Origin of the sequence: Burkholderia territorii (assembly GCF_902833055.1) — a bacterium.
GTDB lineage: Bacteria > Pseudomonadota > Gammaproteobacteria > Burkholderiales > Burkholderiaceae > Burkholderia > Burkholderia territorii.
The window spans coordinates 76,772-95,451 of sequence record NZ_CADFEJ010000008.1 but is presented as its reverse complement, the minus strand read 5'-3'; the positions used below and the strand labels follow the sequence as shown (position 1 = coordinate 95,451).

Here is an 18,680-nt window from a genome sequence, read left to right as displayed (position 1 = left end):
TTTCTACAGGCTGTCGCCGCACGCTGGTGCGGGCGCGCGGAAATGCGCCTGCCGACGGGCAGCTCGCATCGTGCGCATCATTCCAATCGCGCCGCCGATGCGCGCACCGTCGCGTCGCGCATCGATCGTCATCGGCTTGCATCGAACGGCATCGGTCGACTCCCTGCCGCACGCAGCCGCGTTCCGTTGTTCGCGCATCCATTAGAATCGCTCCACCGTCCACCACGCCGACTTCGTCCGTGCCCGCCGACCATCGTCTCGACCTGAACCTGTTCCGCGTGCTCGATGCTGTCTACGTATACGGCGGCATCGGCGCGGCCGCCCGCGCGCTGCACCTCACGCAGCCGGCGGTCACGCATGCGCTCAACCGGCTGCGCGCGCATTTCGACGACCCGCTGTTCGTCCGCCAGGGCAACCGTGTCGTGCCGACCGAGCGCACGCGCACGATCATCGCGGACGTGCAGCTTCACCTCGCCGGCCTGCAACGCGCCGCGCGCGACCCGTCGGCATTCGACCCGGCGACGCTCGACCTGAGCATCGCGGTCGGCATCCGCGACGTGCTCGAATCGATCGCGCTGCCGCGCATCGTCGCCGCGTTCGCCGACGAGGCGCCGGGCCTGCGATTCGTGAGCCGCCGCATCGCGGTGCACGACATCGAACGCGAACTCGCATCGGGCAATCTCGATCTGGCCATCGATCGACGTGTGCAGACCGGTCCGCGCATCGTGACCGAACACCTGCTCGACGATTCGCTCGTCGTCGCGATGCGGCACGATCATCCGTTGACGCGCGCTCCGCTGCGGCGCGGCGACTATTTCGCCGCGCGACACGTCGCGGTGTCGTCGCTCGGCGAACCGCAATCGCTCGACGTGTTGCTCGGCAACGACGGACGCTTCCGCCATATCCAGCTCGTTTGCCAGCATTACTTCGCCGCGTGCCAGATCGCCGCGACGGGCGACCTGCTGCTGACGCTGCCGCGCACGTATGCGCTACGCATGGCGGCGCTGCTGCCGATCGCCGTGCAGCCGCTGCCGCTGCGGCTCAAGCCGTTTCCGCTGCTCGCGTACTGGCACGAGTCGCGCGAGACGGACCGCGCGCATCAGTGGGTGCGCGAACGCGTCGCCGCGCTCGTGCGCGTGAGTGCCGGCGTCGCCGGCTGATCGCGGCGTGCCCGGCGACGCACGCAGCGCCCGCGATTTTTCCCGAGACGGTATGCTGACGGCTCGCACGCCGCGCATCGTCGCGGCCGCCTTTTTCCCCGCTTATCGGAGACTTGCCATGCCGCTCATCCATGCTGCCGCCACCCTCGCCGCCGACGCGCCCGACTACGTCGTCCAGCTGCAGGCCGGCACGCACGCGCTGACGGGCGACGAGGCGCCGCGCGAAGGCGGACAGGGCCTCGGGCCCGCACCATTCGAGTTCGTGCTGGCCGGCCTCGCGCAGTGCACGGCCGCGACGCTGCGCATGTACATGCAGCGCAAGACGTGGCCGGCCGCGCGCATCGACGTGCGCACCGAGCTACACGCCGATCGCGAAGGACAGCAATACGTGCGCCGCGTCGTGACGCTCGACGGCGCGCTCGACGATGCGCAGCGCCAGCGGCTCGCGGAAATCTGCGAGAAGACGCCGGTGACGCTGTTCGTCAAACGCGGCACGCGCATCGAAACGACGCTGAACTGACGCAGCGATGTGCCACGCCGCGCGATCGTCACACGATCGATACGCGGCAAACAAAAACGGGCGGGCCGCGCGCGATGCGCGGCCCGCCCGTTTGCGGATATCGTCCGGCGCTTACAGCCCGAGCGCGGACAGGTCCAGCTTGCCGTCCTTCATCGGCGGACACCAGAAATACGCGCCCGTCAGCGGCCGCGTGAAGCGGAACAGGCCGTCGACGATGCCGTCGTCCGCGCCGCTCATCCGGCGCATCTGCACGTCGAACGCGCGGAACGAACAGCCGAACGCGACGAAGTAGAGCCCGGCACGGCGCGCGTCCGACCACGGCGACGAACGGCGCAGCATGAACGCCTCCGGCTCGAAGCTCTCCTGCGCGGTGCGCTTCACGTGCGAGAACTCGGGCGCGTCGTCGAGTTCCTCGTTGTCCGAGCGGCGGCGCCCGATGATGTGATCCATGTCGCCGGAGGCGATGTGCTCCATCCGGTCGAAGTCGTGCAGCCATTGCTGAACCGCGACGAAGCTCGAACCGTCGAGACCCGCGCCCTGCCCCGTGACGATCGCCGCGGCCAGCGCGTCGTCGCCGGTCGGGTTCTCGGTGCCGTCCTCGTAACCCGACAGGTCGCGGTCGTTCGAGTAGCGGAACCCGTCGACCGCGTCCTGCAGCGCGAACGCCGGCGCCAGCGCCTGCTCGATCGCCCGCGCGCGCAGCACGAGCTCGCCGCGGTCGTCGCCGCGCAGCCAGACCCAGACGTCGGCCGGCGTGATCGGCAGCGTGCGGTCGTTCACCGCGAACGCCGGGTATTCGGTGAGGCCCGGGACCGGGCGCCCGAGGTGTGCGGCCAGCGCGTGCCCGAAGCCCGCGACCGTGCCGCGACCGTCGACGAGCTCGCGTAATGCCGTCAGCGCCGCTGCCACGTTGCCGTTGTTCGAAATCGTGAAAGTGAGGTATCGGGCCGCCGTGTCGATCGGAGCCAGGATGCCTTGCTGAACGTCGCTCATCGTTTCCTCAGGAATGTATCGGGGGTGAAGCCGCGCGGCCTTGGCGGCCGGCGCGCAACCGCAAAGTGTAATCGATGCGGTCCGCCGGCCTGTGCGGCACCGCACCACGGAGCCGACGCGAAAAAGGGCCGAAACGCTGAATACTAACCGTATCGACGCCGCAACGCCGCATTTGTCAGACGTTGCGGCGGCTCGCGCTCTGCTGATAAAATCCCTTCACGTCTTTTCGGCGTCCTTTCAACCGTTCACTTCAGGGAGGTGCAGATGTTCCGAATGCCAGCAGCCTTCCCGAACGTGGTCTCACGGCGCGGCTGATCCAGCCCGTCGTCCGCGCAGGCTCCCGAGCGCTCCGCTAACTCGCCAGCCCGCGCATTTTTTCCGACAGTCCGCTACGTTTCGCCCGCGCCGTCCGCGCGGCCGGCTGTCGCGTTTTCGACGTTCTCCGAACCGGAAAGTCCCGTCGCGCGATGCGCCGGGCAACGATACATGACCAGAAAAACCACCCTTCTGGGCGGCCAGACATTCCAGGCCGTCTTCGGCTTCACATTCCGCTATTGGCGCAAGCAGCCGGTGCGCATCGCGGCGATCACGGCCCTCGCGCTGCTCGGCGCGCTTGCCGACGTGCTCACGCCGCTGTTCGCCGGGCGCCTCGTCGATGCGCTGTCGACCGGCCTGACCGACCGCGCGGCCGCGTGGCATTCGGCCGTCGTCGCGTTCGGCACGCTGGCTGCGCTCGGCATCGGCGCGACGCTGCTGCGGCAGGGCGTCTACCTGAACATCATCACGCTCACGCTGAAGATGATGAGCGAGATCGCCGCCGCGTCGTTCCATCGCGTGCAGCGTTTCTCGACCGACTGGCACGCGAACAGCTTCGCGGGCTCGACCGTGCGCAAGATCACGCGCGGAATCTGGGCGCTCGACCTGCTCAACGACACCGTGCTGATCGCACTGCTGCCGTCGGTCATGATGCTCGTCGGCGCGACCGTGCTGCTCGGCACGCACTGGCCGGTGATGGGCGTCGTCGTCGGCGCGGGTTCGCTGCTGTACATCTCGGTGACGGTCGCCGTGTCGCTCGGCATCGTCGCGCCGGCCGCACGGCTCGGCAACCTGTGGGACACGCGCATGGGCGGCGCACTCGCGGATGCGGTGAGCTGCAACGCGGTCGTCAAGGCGTTCGGCGCGGAAACGCGCGAGGAAGCGCGGCTCGCGCGCGTGATCGGCAAGTGGCGCCAGCGCACGCGCCGCACGTGGGTGCGCGGCACGCTCAACGGCGGGCTGCAGGGCGCGATGCTCGTCGCGATGCAGGCGGCGATGATCGGCGTCGCGCTGCGCCTGTGGGCGAACGACGAAGCAAGCGTCGGCGACATCGCGTTCTCGCTGACGATGTTCTTCATGCTGCAGGGCTACCTGCGCGACGTCGGCATGCACATCCGCAACCTGCAGCGCTCGGTCAACGACATGGAAGAACTCGTCGCGCTCGAGCGCCAGCCGCTCGGCATCGACGATCGTCCCGGCGCGCCGGCAATCCGGATCGGCGAAGGCGAAATCCGCTTCGAGCACGTGACGTTCCGTTACGGCAACCATCCGGTGCCGCTGTACGACGACTTCTCGATGCGCATCGCGCCCGGCGAGCGCGTCGGCCTCGTCGGTCACTCCGGGTCGGGCAAGACGACGTTCATCAAGCTGATCCAGCGTCTGTACGACGTGTCGGGCGGGCGCATCACGATCGACGGCCAGGACATCGCGCAAGTGCGGCAGGATTCGCTGCGCAGCCAGATCGCGATCGTCCAGCAGGAGCCGGTGCTGTTCCACCGCACGCTGGCCGAGAACATCGCGTATGCGCGCCCCGATGCGAGCCGTGCGGAGATCGAGCGCGCCGCGCGTCTCGCCAGCGCGCACGACTTCATCGCCGCGCTGCCGGACGGCTATGACACGCTCGTCGGCGAGCGCGGCATCAAGCTGTCGGGCGGCGAACGCCAGCGCGTCGCGATCGCGCGCGCGTTCCTCGCGGATGCGCCGATCCTGATCCTCGACGAAGCGACGTCGAGCCTCGACAGCGAAAGCGAGGTGCTGATCCAGCAGGCGATGGAGCGGCTGATGGTCGGCCGCACGACGCTCGTCGTCGCGCACCGGCTGTCGACGGTGCGCTCGCTCGACCGCCTGCTCGTGCTCGATCGCGGCAAGGTGGTCGAGGAAGGCAGCCACGACGCGCTGATCCGCATCGACGGCGGCATTTATCGCCGGTTGTTCGAGCGGCAGGCGCTCGAGCTCGCGAAGGGCCTGATCGATTCGCCGCGGCACACGGCGGACGACGCCACCGGGCCGCTGGGAGAGCCGACCGAGGTGTAACGCAAGCGTGTCGCGATGCGGCCCGGCGGTGGGATCGCCGCCTGGCCGCATCGCCCCGACCGGAGCCGGAGCGGGACCGTGCCACGTGCACGGCCCTTTTTTCGTCTGCGGATATCGGCGGCCGCCCCTGAACCGCGCGCCGCCGCGTCGCCTTTTCCGGGATCACTTATCATGTCGGCCAGGCAATTTGCGACGAAAGGCGGATCATGTTTACAGGCATTGTTCAGGGTGTTGGCGTCATCAAGGCCATCAAGGATCACGGCGAACTGAGGACGTTCACCATCGAGTTCCCGGAGCGGTTCACCACCGACATCGAGATCGGCGCGAGCGTTTCGGTCGACGGCGTCTGCCTGACGGTGACGACCATCCACTCGCCGCTGCTGATCGACTTCGACGTGATGTTGCCGAGCCTGAGAATCACGACGCTGGCCGCCCTGGCGGCCGGCGCGCGCGTCAACGTGGAACGGGCCGCGAAGGACGGCGCGGAAATCGGCGGGCATCCGCTGTCCGGCCACGTCGACTTCATGGGGACCATCCTGCAGATCGCGTCGTCCGAACACAACCGGATGATCCGCATCGGCGTGCCGGCCGACTTCAAGCGCTATGTGTTCGCGAAGGGCTATATCGCGATCAACGGCTGCAGCCTCACCGTGTCGGACGTCAATCGCGACGAAGGCTGGTTCGACGTCTGGCTGATTCCCGAAACGCGACGCGCGACCACCTTCGACGCCAAGGGCGTCGACGACAAGGTCAATATCGAGATCGAACGCAGCACCCAGGTCGTCGTGGATACGATCCGCGAGTCGGTCAAGGAAACGCTCGGGGAATTGACGGGCGTCGTGACGGCCTTGCTCGCGGAGAAAGGCATCGACATCGAGGAACTGCTCGCGCGGAACGTCGCGAAACTGCCGAAGGCGTGACGCACGCGCCCCGCACCCGGTGATCGGCGCGATCATCGGGTGCCGGTTTGCGTCGACACGCGGCGCCGGCCGCCGTCACTCCGCCTCCGCCTCCACCCGCGCTCCCTTCCCCACCGCCACGCGCTGCGACCGGTAAATCCCGGCGTGTCCGGAAAACAGATACGCGACCACGCAAGCGACGATCGCGTACACGCCCACATCCGCGCCGAACAGTTCGATCGCCATGATCGTCGACGCAATCGGCGTGTTGGCCGCGCCCGCGAACACCGCGACGAAGCCGAGCCCCGCGAGCACCGGCACCGGCAGCGCGAGCACCTGGCCGAGCGCGTTGCCGAGCGTCGCGCCGATATAGAACAGCGGCGTCACCTCGCCACCCTTGAATCCCGACGCGAGCGTAACGACGGTAAACGCGAACTTGCCCACGAAATCGTAAGCCGGCAGCGGCCCGTGAAACGCGGCCTCGATCGTCGGAATCCCGAGCCCGAGATACTGCGGCACATTCAGCACGGTGGCGGCCACGGCCACCAGCGCGCCGCCGAGCACCGGCTGCAGCGGCGCATGGCGCACGGCGCGGCGGAACCATGCGGTCAGCGCATGCGTCGCGAACGCGAACAACCGGCCGACGACGCCGAACGCGACACCGGCGACGACCGTCGCGGCCAACCGCGTCGCCGACACGGCCGGCACGACCGGAATCGCATACACGGTGTGATGCACGCCCCACGCGCGGCACACGATGTCCGCGACGATCGCCGACGCGACGCAGGTCAGCAGCGCGTCGTACCGCACGCGGCCGATCGCGAGCACCTCGAGCCCGAACACGGCGCCCGCCAGCGGCGTACCGAACACCGACGAGAAGCCGGCCGCGATCCCGCCCATCAGCAGCACGCGCCGATGCTCCCGATCGAGCCGGAACAGGTGCGTGATGCGATCGGCGAGCGCGCCGCCCATCTGCACCGCCGTGCCCTCGCGGCCGGCCGACCCGCCAAATAGATGCGTGACGACGGTCGCGACGAGCACGAGCGGCGCCATCCGCTTCGGCACGAGCGACTGCGGGTCGTGAATTTCGTCGATCAGCAGGTTGTTGCCGCGCGCGACCGACTGGCCGAACCGGTGGTAGACCCAGCCGGTCGCGAAGCCCGCGGCCGGCAGCCCCCACAACAGCCACGGATGCGCGATGCGCGAGCCGGTCGCCCAGTCGAGCGCGATCAGGAACAACGCGGAAGCGGTGCCGGCCAGCGCGCCAAGCAGCGCGGAGAGCGCGAGCCAGCGGCACACGTAGCGCGCGGTCGCGAAAAAATCGGCAGAAGTCGAGAAAAGCATGATTTCCAGATTCGACGGAACATCAAAACCTGGGCGGCAGAATACCGCATGGACGGCCTGCGACCTCCTGACGACCCAGGAACACGCAGGCATCATCAGCCGGCCAACCGGCGGTTGAGGGCCGAACCGCGCACGACGCGCCGGAATCGACCGCAGGGAGGCATGCCATCTCCGCAGGCGGCAATTGTACGCGGCGCCGCGCCGCGCGCGCAAGGCGCCCAGGTTGGCGCGCCGTCAGTCGAGCGGCATGCGCGTCACGCGCGAGATCAGTTGCGGCGCGATGCGCTCGAGCGGCAGGATCGCCGATGCGGCGCCGATCGCCGCGGCTGCCTTCGGCATCCCGTAGACGGCGCTCGTCGCCTCGTCCTGCGCGATCGTGTAGCAGCCCTTCGCGCGCATCGCTTTCAGCCCCAGCGCGCCGTCGCGGCCCATTCCGGTCAGCAGCACGCCGAGCGCGTCGCCCTGCCAGCCGTCGGCGACGCTGTTGAAGAACACGTCGATCGACGGCCGGTACGGCGTCTCGGCCGGATGCCGCGTATAGCCGAGCACGCCGCGCGGCGACATGTACAGGTGATCGTTGGTCGCCGCGAGCAGCACCTCGCCCGCCCGCGGCACGCTGCCCTCCCGCGCGACACGCACGGGCAGCCGCGTATAGCCGTCGAGCCACTCGGCCATGCCGAGCGCAAACGCCTGGTCGACGTGCTGGACGATCACGAGTGCGGCCGGAAAATCGGCCGGCAGCGCGCGCAGCAGCGCGGTGAGCGCAGTCGGCCCGCCGGCCGACGCGCCGATCGCGACCAGCGTCGGCAGGCCGCGAGCGGGAGCCGGCCCTGGCGGCACGAGCGTCACGCTCCGGCTTTCGAGCAGCCGGCCGATCTGGTCGATCTTCGCGAGCAGCGGTTGCGGCCCCGCATCCGACGGCAGGCCCAGCGCAAGGGTCGGCGTGTCGACCGCGTCGAGTGCGCCGGCGCCCATCGCCTCGTAGACCGACGACGTGTTCGCGCTGACGCTCGCGGTCACGACGAGGATCGCGCACGGCGCGCGCGCCATGATCTGCCGTGTCGCGGCCACGCCGTCGAGCTTCGGCATCACGAGATCCATCAACACGAGGTCGGGCGGGTGCGCGACGCAAAAATCCACCGCCTCGTCGCCGTCCGTCGCGACCCACAGCACGCGATGATCGGTGCGCAGCGCGATCACGCGGCGCAGTGCCTCGACGGCAAGCGGCAGATCGTTGACGATCCCGATGTTCATCCGCGTGCGTCTCCGATCAGGTCGTGCACCGCATCGAGCAGCGCCTCGTCGTGGAAACTGCTCTTCGCGAGGTAGTAGTCGGCGCCCGCATCGAGCCCGCGCCGGCGGTCCTCGTCGCGATCCTTGTACGACACGATCATCACCGGCACGCGCTTGAGCATCGGGTCGCCCTTGATCAAAGTGACGAGTTCGATCCCGTCCATGCGCGGCATGTCAACGTCGGTGACGACCAGGTCGAACGCATCGCTGCGCACCGCGTTCCAGCCGTCCATTCCATCGACCGCGACCGTCACGTCGTAACCGCGCTTCTCCAGCAGCTTGCGTTCGAGCTCGCGCACCGTCAGCGAATCGTCGACGACGAGCACGCGGCGGCGCCGGTCGGCGAGCGCGAGCTGCGGATCGCGCGTGAGCTTCGCGAGCTGTCCGCCGCGCACGAGCTTGTCGACGGAGCGGATCAGGTCCTCGACGTCGACGATCAGCACCGGGTCGCCGTTCTCGAGCAACGCGCCGGCCGCGATGTTCTGAATCTTGTGCAGGCGGCTGTCCAGCGGCTGCACGACGAGCATCCGTTCGCCGAGGAAGCGGTCGACGGCGACACCGTAGAGTTCGGGTTCGCCGCCGACGACCACCACCGCCGTGCTCGCGCGCGCGACGTCGGGTTCGCCGGCATCGAGCAACTGGTGCGCGGCGACGAGGCCCGCGCGCCGGCCGTCGAACGGAAAATGCGGCTGGCCTTCGAGCACGTCGATGTCGTCGTGCGACAGCTCGAGCGTGCGGCGCACGTGTGCGAGCGGGAACGCGTAGGGTTCGCCGCCGACCTCGACCAGCAGGCTGCGGATCACCGACAGCGTGAGCGGCAACTGCAGCACGAAGCGCATGCCCGCGCCCGGCTCGTTGAAGATGCGCACCGCGCCGCGCACGCCGCGCACCATTTCCTGCACCGCGTCGAGGCCGACGCCGCGCCCCGACACATCGGTCACCGCATCACGCATCGAGAAGCCCGGCAACAGCAGGAATTCGAGCAGCTCGGGATCGGACAGCCGCGCGGCCGTCTCGTCGTCGGTCAGGCGCTGGCGCACGACCGCCGCGCGCAATGCGTCCATGTCCACGCCCGGCCCGTCGTCGATCACGCTCACGAGCAGCGAACCGGCGCTGTGGCGCGCCTCCAGCGTGACGCTCGCCTCGGCCGCCTTGCCGCGCGCGCGACGCACGTCGGGCGCCTCGACGCCGTGATCGATCGCGTTGCGCAGCAGGTGGCCGAGCGGCGCGTCGAGCAGATCGAGGATGTCGCGGTCGACCTGCGTGCCTTCGCCGACGATCGAGAAGCGCACCTGCTTGCCGAGCGAGCGCGCGAGATCGCGGACGATGCGCGGATACGCGCGCGTCGCGTCGCCGAACGGCCGCATCCGGCACTGCAGCGCCTCGTCGTACAGCTGCTCGGCGATGTGCGTGCTGCGCCGCTCGAAGCGGTCGAATTCATCCATGCGCTCGGCGAGCGAACGCTGCAAGTCGTTGAGCATGTGCCGCACTTCGTTCACCGACGCGAGCACGCCCGCGTCGAGATCGTCGGCAAATTGTTCGTACAACAGATCGAGCGAACGGGCCGCGTCGCGCTGCGCGCGCTTCACGCGCAGCATCGACTCCGCGAACGGCTTGAGCCAGCGCGATTCCACGAGCGACTCGCCGGACAGGCTCAGCAGCCGGTTCAGCGTATCGGCACGCACGCGGCGCATCGCGCCCGCGCCGGCCGCGCGGCCGGCCTGGACGGGGTCGGGCACGGCCGCCGACACGGCCAGCGGCGGCACCGCCGCACCCGCCCCGACGGATTCGTTCGCGGCGCCGTCGTGCTCGCGAAGCGGCACGACGGACGGCGGCGCCGACGGGGGCGGCGAGAAAGTCGGCGCAGAGGCAGGCATCGCGTGCGCGCCGTCGGCACTCGTCAGCGCCAGCGCGAACGCCTCGATCTCGGCCGGCGACACGGGCTGCGCCTGCGGATCGGCGACGCGCACCAGCAGGTCGACGCCGGCGAGCAGCACGTCGACGTGCGTGGCCGTCAGCGCGATCGTGCCGGCCTGCGCGGCAACGAAGCATTCTTCCATCCGCCCCGCGATGTCGACGCCGAGCGGCACGCCCACGATACGCGCGGCGCCCTTCAGCGAATGCGCGGCACGCATGCATGCCTCGAGTGCGACGGAATCGGGTTCGCCCGATTCGAGCGCGAGCAGGCGTTCGGACAGCGCCTGGGTCTGCGTGCGCGTCTCCTCGCGATACAGCTCGAGCAGCGACAGGTGGCTCAGATCGTCATCGCCGCTCATCGCATGCTCCGTGTCACGGCGTCGAACAGCCGATCGTCGTCGAGCAGGCCGACCGACTTGCCCCGCCACGACAGCACGCCGCGCGACAGGCCGGCGCTCGCGCGCCCGACCGTCGCGGGCACCGGCACCCATTCGGATGCGCCGAAGTGCAGCACGCCCTCGACTTCATCGACCGGAAACACGACCGGCTCGCCCTGGTGCGCGGCGACCAGCAGCCGCGTGAAACGGCCGTCCGCGCCACCGTTGCCGCCCTTGCCGCCCTTGCCCGCATCGAGGCCGAGCAGCGCGCCGATCGAGATCGCGATGCGCAACGTGCCGCGAATGTTGACCACGCCGCGCACCGCCGAATGGCGCCGATACGGCAGCGAGTGGATCGGGCGCGTGCCGGCGATCTCGCGCAGCACGCCGATCGGCAGCGCGAGCCACTCGTCGGCGACGCGAAACGCGAGTGCGGCCTGGCGCGTATCGTCGTCGCCGTGTGCGGTCGCATCGAGCGCGCCGATCCGCTGCGTGGCGTCGGCCATCTCGGCGACGCCGAGCGGGCGCTCGAGCAGCTTCGCTGCGTGATACGCGTAGACCGGACAGTTCAGGCAGCGCAGGCAGTCGGCCAGCCGCTCGCACGAGCGGTCGCCGCGCGTGCCGATCCGGTTCCAGCAATCGTCGACGCCGATCGTCGTGTCGTCAGTGGCAACGATGTCGCGATTCATTCTTTCCTCGGTCATCCCGATGTCGGCTCCCAACCCGTATTCTCGTTATCCGGCCGAGCGCCGCGCACGCTCGAGCAACCATCGCGCGCCGGCGCCATCGCCGCCGACGTCGAGCAAGGTCGCGAGATGCGTCAGCGCTTCATGGTGCGTCGGCCGCAGATACAGCGCCTTCCGGTAGAAATCGCCCGCTTCCGCGACGCGCCCGCGCGCATCCGCGATCAGCCCGTTCAGATAGAACGCGTCCGCGTGCGGCCCGGCGTGCGCGGAGAACTGCGCGAGCACGCGCTCGGCCTCGTCGAATGCGCCCGCGTTGGCCAGCGCCTGCGCTTCCTCGAGCGTCGGTGCGGCGCTGTCGGCGACCGGCGCGGCCTGCACGGGCATCTCGGCCAGGTTGGCTGCATGGGCCGGCGAGTCGCCGCGCGAATCGGCCTGCGACTCGCGCGCCGTCGTGCGCTCGACCGCCACCGTGAACGCGGCGCCCGACGGCGCGGCGTCGCTCCACGTCGGCGGTACGACGGCCAGCAGCGGGCGCGACGCGGCCGGCGGTGCGACAGCAAAGCGCCCGGCGCGCCGGTATGGCGTGGTCGCGGGCATCGGTGCCGCATGGCCGTCCGCCGCGGCGCCACCGCGCGCGGGATGAAACGCGAACGCCAGCGGCACGCGCGCCGAACGCATCCCGTGCCGCATCGCAACGCCCGTTTCGGCGGGGCCGACGAACAGCATTCCGTCATCGGCGAGCGAGCTTTCGAGCCATTCGACCACGCGGTCCTGCGCGTCGCGATCGAAATAGATCAGCACGTTGCGGCAGAACACAAAATCGTAGCGAATGCCCGTGTCGGTGCCCGGTTCGACCAGGTTCGCCTGGCGAAACTGCACGCACGCGCGCACGCGCTCGTCGAGCAGCCAGCCGTCGGCGACCGGCGTGAAGTAGCGGCCGCGGAACTCGGTCGCCGTACCGCGAAACGCATTGCGCCCATAGCAGCCGACCCGCGCCTGTTCGATCGCGCGCGCACTCAGGTCGATCGCGTCGATCGTGAAGCTGGCCGGATCGAGCCCGGCGTCGAGGAGCGCCATCGCCGCCGAATACGGCTCCTCGCCGGTCGAACACGGCGCGCTCAGCACGCGGATCACGCGCCCGGGCATCGCGGCGAGCCGCTCGGCCGCGAGCCGCGCGAGCGTCGCGAATGCCTCGCGATCGCGGAAGAACCACGTCTCGGGCACGACGAACAGTTCGATCAGCGCGCACCGTTCGTCGGCCGATGCGTTGAGCTGCTGCCAGTAAGCATCGAGCGCTTCCGGCGTGACGGGCGGCCGCGCCGCCGACGGCAGCCGCTCGCCGTCGCCCTGCAGCGCGTGCACGCGCTCCGTCAGCGCGCGGCTCAGGAAATCGTTGCCGAGCGAATCGGGGTCGATGCCGGTCTCGCGCAGCAGCCACGCGCGAAATCGCGAATCGGACTCTTTCATGCGGACTCCCCTCCGTGGCCCGGCAGGCCGTCGAACAGATACTGGCGTGCAACGTCGTCGATCAGGTCGGCCACCGAGACTTGCTGCACGATCCCGTCGGACGTGTTGGCGACGCGCCCGAGCCAGCGCGTGCGCGCGGTCGATACGCCGCTCGCGCGGAACGCGGCGCGGTCGATCCGCAGCGTCTGCGTCGCGCGCTCGACGATCAGGCCGATCACGCGATCGCGCTCGAGCTGCCCGACGCGACAGCGAGCCATCACCAGCCGCGTCGAGCGCAGCGCATGCGCGCGCCGCCCGAGCGCCAGCATCGACACGTCGATCACCGGCACGGGCTGACCGCCGCGCATCAGCAGCCCGGCGATCCATTCGGGCGCGCCGGGCACGACCTTGGTGGTGGCGAGCGGCAACACCTCGTCGATGTCGGCGGCGTCGAGCGCATAGCGCTCGCCGTCGAGCTCGAACATCAGGAACAGCGCGTGCGCGCCGCCGTTCGGTTCGGCGCGCGTCACGCGTCGACCTTGAAACGCGACACGCTGGTGCGCAGCTGGTTCGCGACGAGCGTCAGGTCGTCGATCGCCTGCGACGACTGGCGCAGCGATTCGGCCGTCTGCTGCGCGGCCTCGGACAGCTGCGACAGCGCCTGGGTGATCTGCTCGGCGCCGTTCGCCTGGGTCTGCATCCCTTCGTTGACCATCTGGAAGCGCGGCGCAAGCGTCTGCACCTCGGCGATGATCTGCGACAGCTGCCCGCCGACCTGCTGCACGTCGAGCATCCCGCGGCGCACTTCCTCGGAGAACTTGTCCATTCCCATCACGCCCGCCGACACCGCCGACTGGATCTCCTTCACCGTCTGCTCGATGTCGTACGTCGCCACCGCCGTCTGGTCGGCCAGGCGCCGGATCTCGGTCGCGACGACCGCGAAGCCGCGGCCGTACTCGCCGGCCTTCTCGGCCTCAATCGCCGCGTTCAGCGACAGCAGGTTGGTCTGATCGGCCACCTTGGTGATCGTCGCGACGACCTGGTTGATGTTCAGCGCCTTCTCGTTGAGGATCGCGAGCTTCGCGTTCACCGAACCGGCCGCGTCCATCACGCTGCGCATCGTCTCGCCCATCCGCGTGAGGCCGCTCTGGCTCACGCCCGCGAGCGTCGCCGACTGCTCGGCCACGCCGGCCACCTCGTTCATCGTGCGCAGCAGGTCGCGCGAGGTCGCGAAGATCTCGCGCGAGGTCGCGCCGATTTCGGTCGTCGTCGCCGCGGTTTCGTTCGCCGTCGCCTGCTGCTCGCGCGAGGTCGCCGCGATTTCGGCGACCGACGTCGTCACCTGCAGCGACGACTGCTGCGCACGCGCGACCAGCTCGGTCAGCTCGTCGGCCATCCGGTTGAAGCCCGTCTCGAGCGTGCCGAATTCGTCGCGGCGACGCAGGTCGAGGCGGCGCGTCAGGTTGCCGGTGCGCATCACGTCGTGCACCTCGACGAGCCGCGCCATCGGCACGGTGACCGCGCGGAACAGCCCGTAACCGAGCGCGAGCGCGGAGAACAGGACGATGCCCAGCGCGGCAGCGAGCACGATCTCGGTATCCTGCACGGACTCGCGGATCAGCTTCGCGGACTGGTCGGCGAACTTGCGGTTCTCCTGCACCAGCGTGTTCGCGCCGCGCACGACCTCGGCCCACGCCGGCTGCACCTTCGCGTAGGCGGCGACGGCCTCTTCACGCGACACGCGATGCCTTTGCACGGCATCGTTCAACAGCGGCAGGTAGCGATCGAACGACGCGCGAAAGGCGGCAAAGCGCTGACGGTCGTCGTCCCGGAACGTCGTGTTCTGATAGTCGATCGACAGTGACTCGACGTCCTTCACGGCATCGCCGATCTTCGCGAGATCGCGCTGTACGGCCTCCGGGTCGGCATCGACGAAGGTCGCCTGCTGCAGCATCGTGAACGATTCGTTGACCGCCCCGCGCAGCGACGCCGCGAGATAAACGCCCGGCAGCGAATCGCGTTCGATGCTGACGGCTTCGGTGTTGATCGCGCGCAGGCGCTCGTAGGACACGCCGGCCATCACCAGCATCAGCACGAACAGCACGCCGAAGCTGAGCAGGATACGGTTGCCGAGCGTCAGCCGGGCGGTGCCGATCGTCGGGTGCAGGCTTTCATTGGTCGCGCGGGGCGTCACGGTGGCCATGTTCGTTGTGGGCTTTCTAAAATCAGCGTTGAAAAAAACCGCGCCCGCCCGCGCGCCGAACGGCGCGCCACGAGCGCATCTGGGTCTGCGGGCAGCGCGGCGCCGGCCGGCCGCGCCGCGAAATCATCGCTCCGCTTGCGCCGGCAGCCGAAGCGCGACCATGAAGCCGCGCGCCGTATTGCGCATCAGGATCTGGCCGCGATGCCGCGCGGCCGTCGCGCGAACGAACGCAAGACCGAGGCCGAAGCCGCCGCGCGCCGCGCCATGCGCGGATTCGAGCCGCACGAACGACTCGGTCGCGGCCGTGCGCTGCTCGGGCGCGATGCCGGGGCCCGCGTCCTCGACGCCGATCAGCCACGCGCCGTCGTCCTCGCTCAGCGTGCAGTGCACGTCCGTGCCGGCCGGGCCGTACTTCAGCGCGTTGTCGATCAAATTCGCGACCGCGCGCGTGAGCATCATGCGGTCGCCCATCGTCACGCACTCGGCATCGGGCACGTGGGCCACGACCCGGCTGCCGAATCCGGCCGCCTTCTCCCACAGCTGGTCGACGGCGTCGAGCACGATTTCGTTGAGACTCAGGACCTCGTGCGCGCGGCGTTCCGACTGCGCGCGGGTCAGGTGGATGAAACCGTCGGCGAGCGCGAGCGCGCGCCGTGCGTGGCCGGCAATGCGCTCCATGATCGGCGGCATGTCGCCGTGCTCGCTGCGGTAGACCTCGAGCAGCGCGAGGATCGACGTCTGCGGCGAACGCATGTCGTGCGACAGGAAATCCAGCGCTTCGTCGCGCTGGCGCGACATCAGGTACGAATTCGAGTGATAGCGGATGCGCGCGGTCAGCTCCATCGCGTCCGGGAGCTTCACGAGGTAGTCGTTCGCGCCGGCGATGAACGCCTCGCGCTTGACGATCGGCTCTTCCTTCGCCGACAGCACGATGATCGGCACGCGTGCGGTGTCGGTGTCCGCGCGCCACGCGCGAACGAGATCGAGGCCGTCGATTTCAGGCATCACGAGATCCTGCAGGATGACCGTCGGCTTCACCTCGCGCGCGACCGCCATCGCCCGATGCGCGTCGGTGCACACATGCAGGTCGATATCGTGCTCGCTGCGCAGCGCACGGCGGATCACCTCGCCGACGAACGGCTGATCGTCGACGAGCAGAACCGATAGCCCCGATTCGAGACAATCCGGCGCATTATCACCGCTGGATTCTTTCATAAATACCGTTTCAAACGCCAAATCTCCAATTGATTCTTTCATAGGAGTTGTTTATCCGACTTGGACGCCATCTTAAATCCGGCGGGAGAGAAATCCGCCTATGGTTGCCGATCTGGCCTGTCGGCATTGCCTCGCGGGGATCCGAACGCCGATTTCACCCCGACGACGATCGTATTACCTCCGCGCGCTTTCTCTCAATAAAGATAACCGGCTGATTCTAAATGAAATTAGAACACAGCATCTATCTCCTTCCGGTTTAGTTTTGCCAAATATGGTGAAAGAGCGGGATTCAGATAAATCAGATCATTTCCGGACGCGAAAGACGATAACGTTTGCGCGGCCGGCACCGCGAGGTTTGCATGCGCTGCAAGGCCGTCGTCTCGAACGTATTGGGGCCGGATTCCAATGCGAGGGAATCGGGAGATCGGAGGGAGGAAAATCGCGTGTCGCGACCGGATCGGCGCGACGCGCGAGCGCATGGCACCGCGCGATTGGCGCGACCGCGCTTTCGCGGCGCGCCCGCGCGGGCGCTTACCCGCGTGCGTGCTGCGCGGACACTTCCTGCAGATCGAGATCGCGCTCGAGCATGTGCAGCATCTCGTCGTGGATGCGGCCAGAACGATGCAGGCGCAACAATTCCGCACGCCCGGCCTTGATCGCGGCCAGCACGACGTCGTAGTGCGCGGTGCGCACCTCCGCCGGATAGGCCGGCTCGTTCTTCGTGCGCTCGGTCAGTTCCGCGCGATACGTGTATTGCTCAAGCAGGCGCGGATGAATCACCTTGCCGCTGTCGTCGCGCACCAGCGGCTGGATCGCCGCGAGTTGCGCAGCCTCGATATGCGCCCACGCCTGCGGCTCGGTCAGATGATGCGCGGCGCGCTCCTCGCGCTGGGGCAGGCGCAGCAGCCGGATCAGCGGCCCGATGGTCGTGCCCTGCATGAGCACGGTGACGAGGATCACCGCGAACGACGCCACCAGGATCACGTCGCGGCCCGGCATCGCCTCCGGCAACGACAGCGCGATCGCCAGCGTCACGACGCCGCGCATCCCGGCCCAGCTCATGATCGTCGCGGCTTTCCAGTCCGGGGCGGCACCCCGCCGGATGATCCCGCGCACGGGCACCTTCAGCGCCTCGACCGCATAGATCCAGACGAAGCGCGACACGACCACCGCCACCAGCACCGCGAGCACCGGCGGGACCATCGTCGCGAGCACCTGCTCGAAACCGCCGAGCCGGTGGATCGCGCCGCGCAGCGACAGCCCGATCAGCACGAACACCAGCGCTTCGAGCAGGAACACGATGACCTGCCAGAACGCGGTGCCGCGCGTGCGCACGGCGGCCGAGAACACCTCGTGCTGATGCCAGCCGACGATCATGCCCGCCGTGACCGTCGCGATCACGCCCGACACCTCGACCATCTCGCCCGCGATGTATGCGATCCAGCCGGCGATCACCGCGACGGTGATCGTCAGATAGTCGTCATCGAGCAGCTTCAGGAACCACACGACGAGCTTTCCGACCACGAAGCCGACCACGACACCGCCGAGCCCGAGTTCGGCAAAGCGCACGACCGCGTGCTCGAGACTGAACGCACCCGTCAGCGCGGCGGCGACCGCGAAGCGGAACAGCACCAGGCCGGCCGCGTCGTTCAACAGGCTTTCCCCTTCGAGCAGCACCATCAGCCGGCGCGGCAGCGCGACGCGTTCGAGCACCGCTTTCGCGGCCACCGCGTCGGGCGGCGACACGATCGCGCCGAGCGCGAAGCACGCGGCCCACGGCAGCGACGGCACGACCCAGTGCACGGCGAAACCGACCGCGAACGTCGTAAACACCACCGCGCCGATCGCGAGCATCAGGATGCCGCCGACGTTGTGCTTGAACTCCTCCCATACCGAGAAATACGCGCCGTCCATCAGCAGCGGCGGCAGGAACACGAGCAGCACGAGTTCCGGATCGAGATTGATCGGCGGCAGGCCGGGAATGAACGCGATGCCGATGCCGCCGATCAGCAGCGCGGCCGCGGGCGGCAATCGCAACCGCTTGGCGATGCATTCGAGCGCGACGATCGCGAGGAATGACAACAGAACCAGCTTGAATGCCGAGACGGGGGACATGAATCGACCTCGTGAAGAATGAATGCGCACGCCAGCCGGTGTCGTACCCCGGTTGGCCGATTCGCGCGATTACATCACGATGCGATGCGTGCAGTCGAGCGCGTTCGGCAAGCGCTGCACGCGATGCCGCCACGATGGCGCACCGCGCGGACAGCGCCGCGCC

14 protein-coding genes and 1 riboswitch are annotated in these 18,680 nt (G+C 68.9%); of the genes, 4 read left to right on the top strand and 10 right to left on the bottom strand.

The features are described 5' to 3' along the window. Nucleotides 1-239 precede the first annotated feature (239 nt). Nucleotides 240-1,160: a LysR family transcriptional regulator gene (locus HW466_RS16680; RefSeq protein WP_059868478.1), complete on the top strand. Its 921-nt coding sequence runs from the start codon at nt 240-242 to the stop codon at nt 1,158-1,160. Between the two features lie 118 nt (nt 1,161-1,278). Then, nucleotides 1,279-1,680 carry an OsmC family protein gene (locus HW466_RS16675; protein WP_059770420.1) on the top strand — a complete coding sequence of 134 codons (402 nt, stop codon included), beginning with the start codon at nt 1,279-1,281 and terminating at the stop codon, nt 1,678-1,680. Between the two features lie 111 nt (nt 1,681-1,791). On the opposite strand, the gene HW466_RS16670 is transcribed toward HW466_RS16675, so the two are convergent. Beyond that, nucleotides 1,792-2,673 carry a Dyp-type peroxidase gene (locus HW466_RS16670; protein ID WP_174905665.1) on the bottom strand — a complete coding sequence of 294 codons (882 nt, stop codon included), beginning with the start codon at nt 2,671-2,673 and terminating at the stop codon, nt 1,792-1,794. Between the two features lie 486 nt (nt 2,674-3,159). On the opposite strand from HW466_RS16670, the gene HW466_RS16665 reads away from it, so the two are divergent. Next, complete coding sequence (locus HW466_RS16665; protein WP_151006098.1) at nt 3,160-5,022, top strand: ABC transporter ATP-binding protein; 1,863 nt, start codon at nt 3,160-3,162, stop codon at nt 5,020-5,022. Nucleotides 5,023-5,228: 206 nt separating this feature from the next. Then, the gene (locus HW466_RS16660) at nt 5,229-5,942 is read left to right on the top strand and encodes a riboflavin synthase (protein WP_059770422.1); all 714 of its coding nucleotides are present in this window, start codon (nt 5,229-5,231) and stop codon (nt 5,940-5,942) included. A 75-nt stretch (nt 5,943-6,017) separates the two neighbouring features. On the opposite strand, the gene HW466_RS16655 is transcribed toward HW466_RS16660, so the two are convergent. The 9 genes from HW466_RS16655 to HW466_RS16615 all read right to left on the bottom strand — a co-directional run bounded on the left by HW466_RS16655 (nt 6,018) and on the right by HW466_RS16615 (nt 18,517). Beyond that, nucleotides 6,018-7,265, bottom strand: coding sequence for a voltage-gated chloride channel family protein (locus tag HW466_RS16655; protein ID WP_151006097.1), 1,248 nt, complete (start codon nt 7,263-7,265; stop codon nt 6,018-6,020). A gap of 79 nt (nt 7,266-7,344) precedes the next feature. Continuing rightward, nucleotides 7,345-7,447, bottom strand: a riboswitch (Fluoride riboswitch). 52 nt (nt 7,448-7,499) lie between these two features. Next, nucleotides 7,500-8,519 (bottom strand): chemotaxis response regulator protein-glutamate methylesterase, encoded by a 1,020-nt coding sequence (gene cheB, locus HW466_RS16650; RefSeq protein WP_060348041.1) that lies wholly within the window; start codon nt 8,517-8,519, stop codon nt 7,500-7,502. After that, complete coding sequence (locus HW466_RS16645; RefSeq protein ID WP_059503660.1) at nt 8,516-10,834, bottom strand: hybrid sensor histidine kinase/response regulator; 2,319 nt, start codon at nt 10,832-10,834, stop codon at nt 8,516-8,518. Before HW466_RS16645 ends, cheB begins: the two co-directional genes overlap by 4 nt. Beyond that, the gene (locus HW466_RS16640; protein ID WP_059542759.1) at nt 10,831-11,541 is read right to left on the bottom strand and encodes a chemotaxis protein CheW; all 711 of its coding nucleotides are present in this window, start codon (nt 11,539-11,541) and stop codon (nt 10,831-10,833) included. The genes HW466_RS16645 and HW466_RS16640 overlap by 4 nt, the downstream gene beginning before the upstream one ends. Before the next feature lie 45 nt (nt 11,542-11,586). Then, the gene (locus HW466_RS16635; protein ID WP_174905664.1) at nt 11,587-13,005 is read right to left on the bottom strand and encodes a CheR family methyltransferase; all 1,419 of its coding nucleotides are present in this window, start codon (nt 13,003-13,005) and stop codon (nt 11,587-11,589) included. Continuing rightward, the gene (locus tag HW466_RS16630) at nt 13,002-13,514 is read right to left on the bottom strand and encodes a chemotaxis protein CheW (protein WP_059503667.1); all 513 of its coding nucleotides are present in this window, start codon (nt 13,512-13,514) and stop codon (nt 13,002-13,004) included. Before HW466_RS16630 ends, HW466_RS16635 begins: the two co-directional genes overlap by 4 nt. Further along, nucleotides 13,511-15,187: a methyl-accepting chemotaxis protein gene (locus tag HW466_RS16625; protein ID WP_151006908.1), complete on the bottom strand. Its 1,677-nt coding sequence runs from the start codon at nt 15,185-15,187 to the stop codon at nt 13,511-13,513. The genes HW466_RS16630 and HW466_RS16625 overlap by 4 nt, the downstream gene beginning before the upstream one ends. Nucleotides 15,188-15,310: 123 nt before the next feature. Further along, the gene (locus HW466_RS16620; protein WP_059448765.1) at nt 15,311-16,444 is read right to left on the bottom strand and encodes a hybrid sensor histidine kinase/response regulator; all 1,134 of its coding nucleotides are present in this window, start codon (nt 16,442-16,444) and stop codon (nt 15,311-15,313) included. Between the two features lie 489 nt (nt 16,445-16,933). Next, a complete protein-coding gene (locus HW466_RS16615) occupies nt 16,934-18,517 on the bottom strand; it encodes a Na+/H+ antiporter (protein WP_059448766.1) in 1,584 nt (527 codons plus the stop codon). Nucleotides 18,518-18,680: the final 163 nt, after the last annotated feature.

Excerpts from the sequence above, each read along its gene's own strand:
- HW466_RS16675 (WP_059770420.1), top strand. The coding sequence starts at position 1,279 with ATGCCGCTCATCCATGCTGCCGCCACCCTCGCCGCCGACGCGCCCGAC.
- HW466_RS16670 (WP_174905665.1), bottom strand. The coding sequence starts at position 2,673 with ATGAGCGACGTTCAGCAAGGCATCCTGGCTCCGATCGACACGGCGGCC.
- HW466_RS16665 (WP_151006098.1), top strand. The coding sequence starts at position 3,160 with ATGACCAGAAAAACCACCCTTCTGGGCGGCCAGACATTCCAGGCCGTC.
- HW466_RS16660 (WP_059770422.1), top strand. The coding sequence starts at position 5,229 with ATGTTTACAGGCATTGTTCAGGGTGTTGGCGTCATCAAGGCCATCAAG.
- HW466_RS16655 (WP_151006097.1), bottom strand. The coding sequence starts at position 7,265 with ATGCTTTTCTCGACTTCTGCCGATTTTTTCGCGACCGCGCGCTACGTG.
- cheB (WP_060348041.1), bottom strand. The coding sequence starts at position 8,519 with ATGAACATCGGGATCGTCAACGATCTGCCGCTTGCCGTCGAGGCACTG.
- HW466_RS16645 (WP_059503660.1), bottom strand. The coding sequence starts at position 10,834 with ATGAGCGGCGATGACGATCTGAGCCACCTGTCGCTGCTCGAGCTGTAT.
- HW466_RS16640 (WP_059542759.1), bottom strand. The coding sequence starts at position 11,541 with ATGAATCGCGACATCGTTGCCACTGACGACACGACGATCGGCGTCGAC.
- HW466_RS16635 (WP_174905664.1), bottom strand. The coding sequence starts at position 13,005 with ATGAAAGAGTCCGATTCGCGATTTCGCGCGTGGCTGCTGCGCGAGACC.
- HW466_RS16625 (WP_151006908.1), bottom strand. The coding sequence starts at position 15,187 with ATGGCCACCGTGACGCCCCGCGCGACCAATGAAAGCCTGCACCCGACG.
- HW466_RS16620 (WP_059448765.1), bottom strand. The coding sequence starts at position 16,444 with ATGAAAGAATCAATTGGAGATTTGGCGTTTGAAACGGTATTTATGAAA.
- HW466_RS16615 (WP_059448766.1), bottom strand. The coding sequence starts at position 18,517 with ATGTCCCCCGTCTCGGCATTCAAGCTGGTTCTGTTGTCATTCCTCGCG.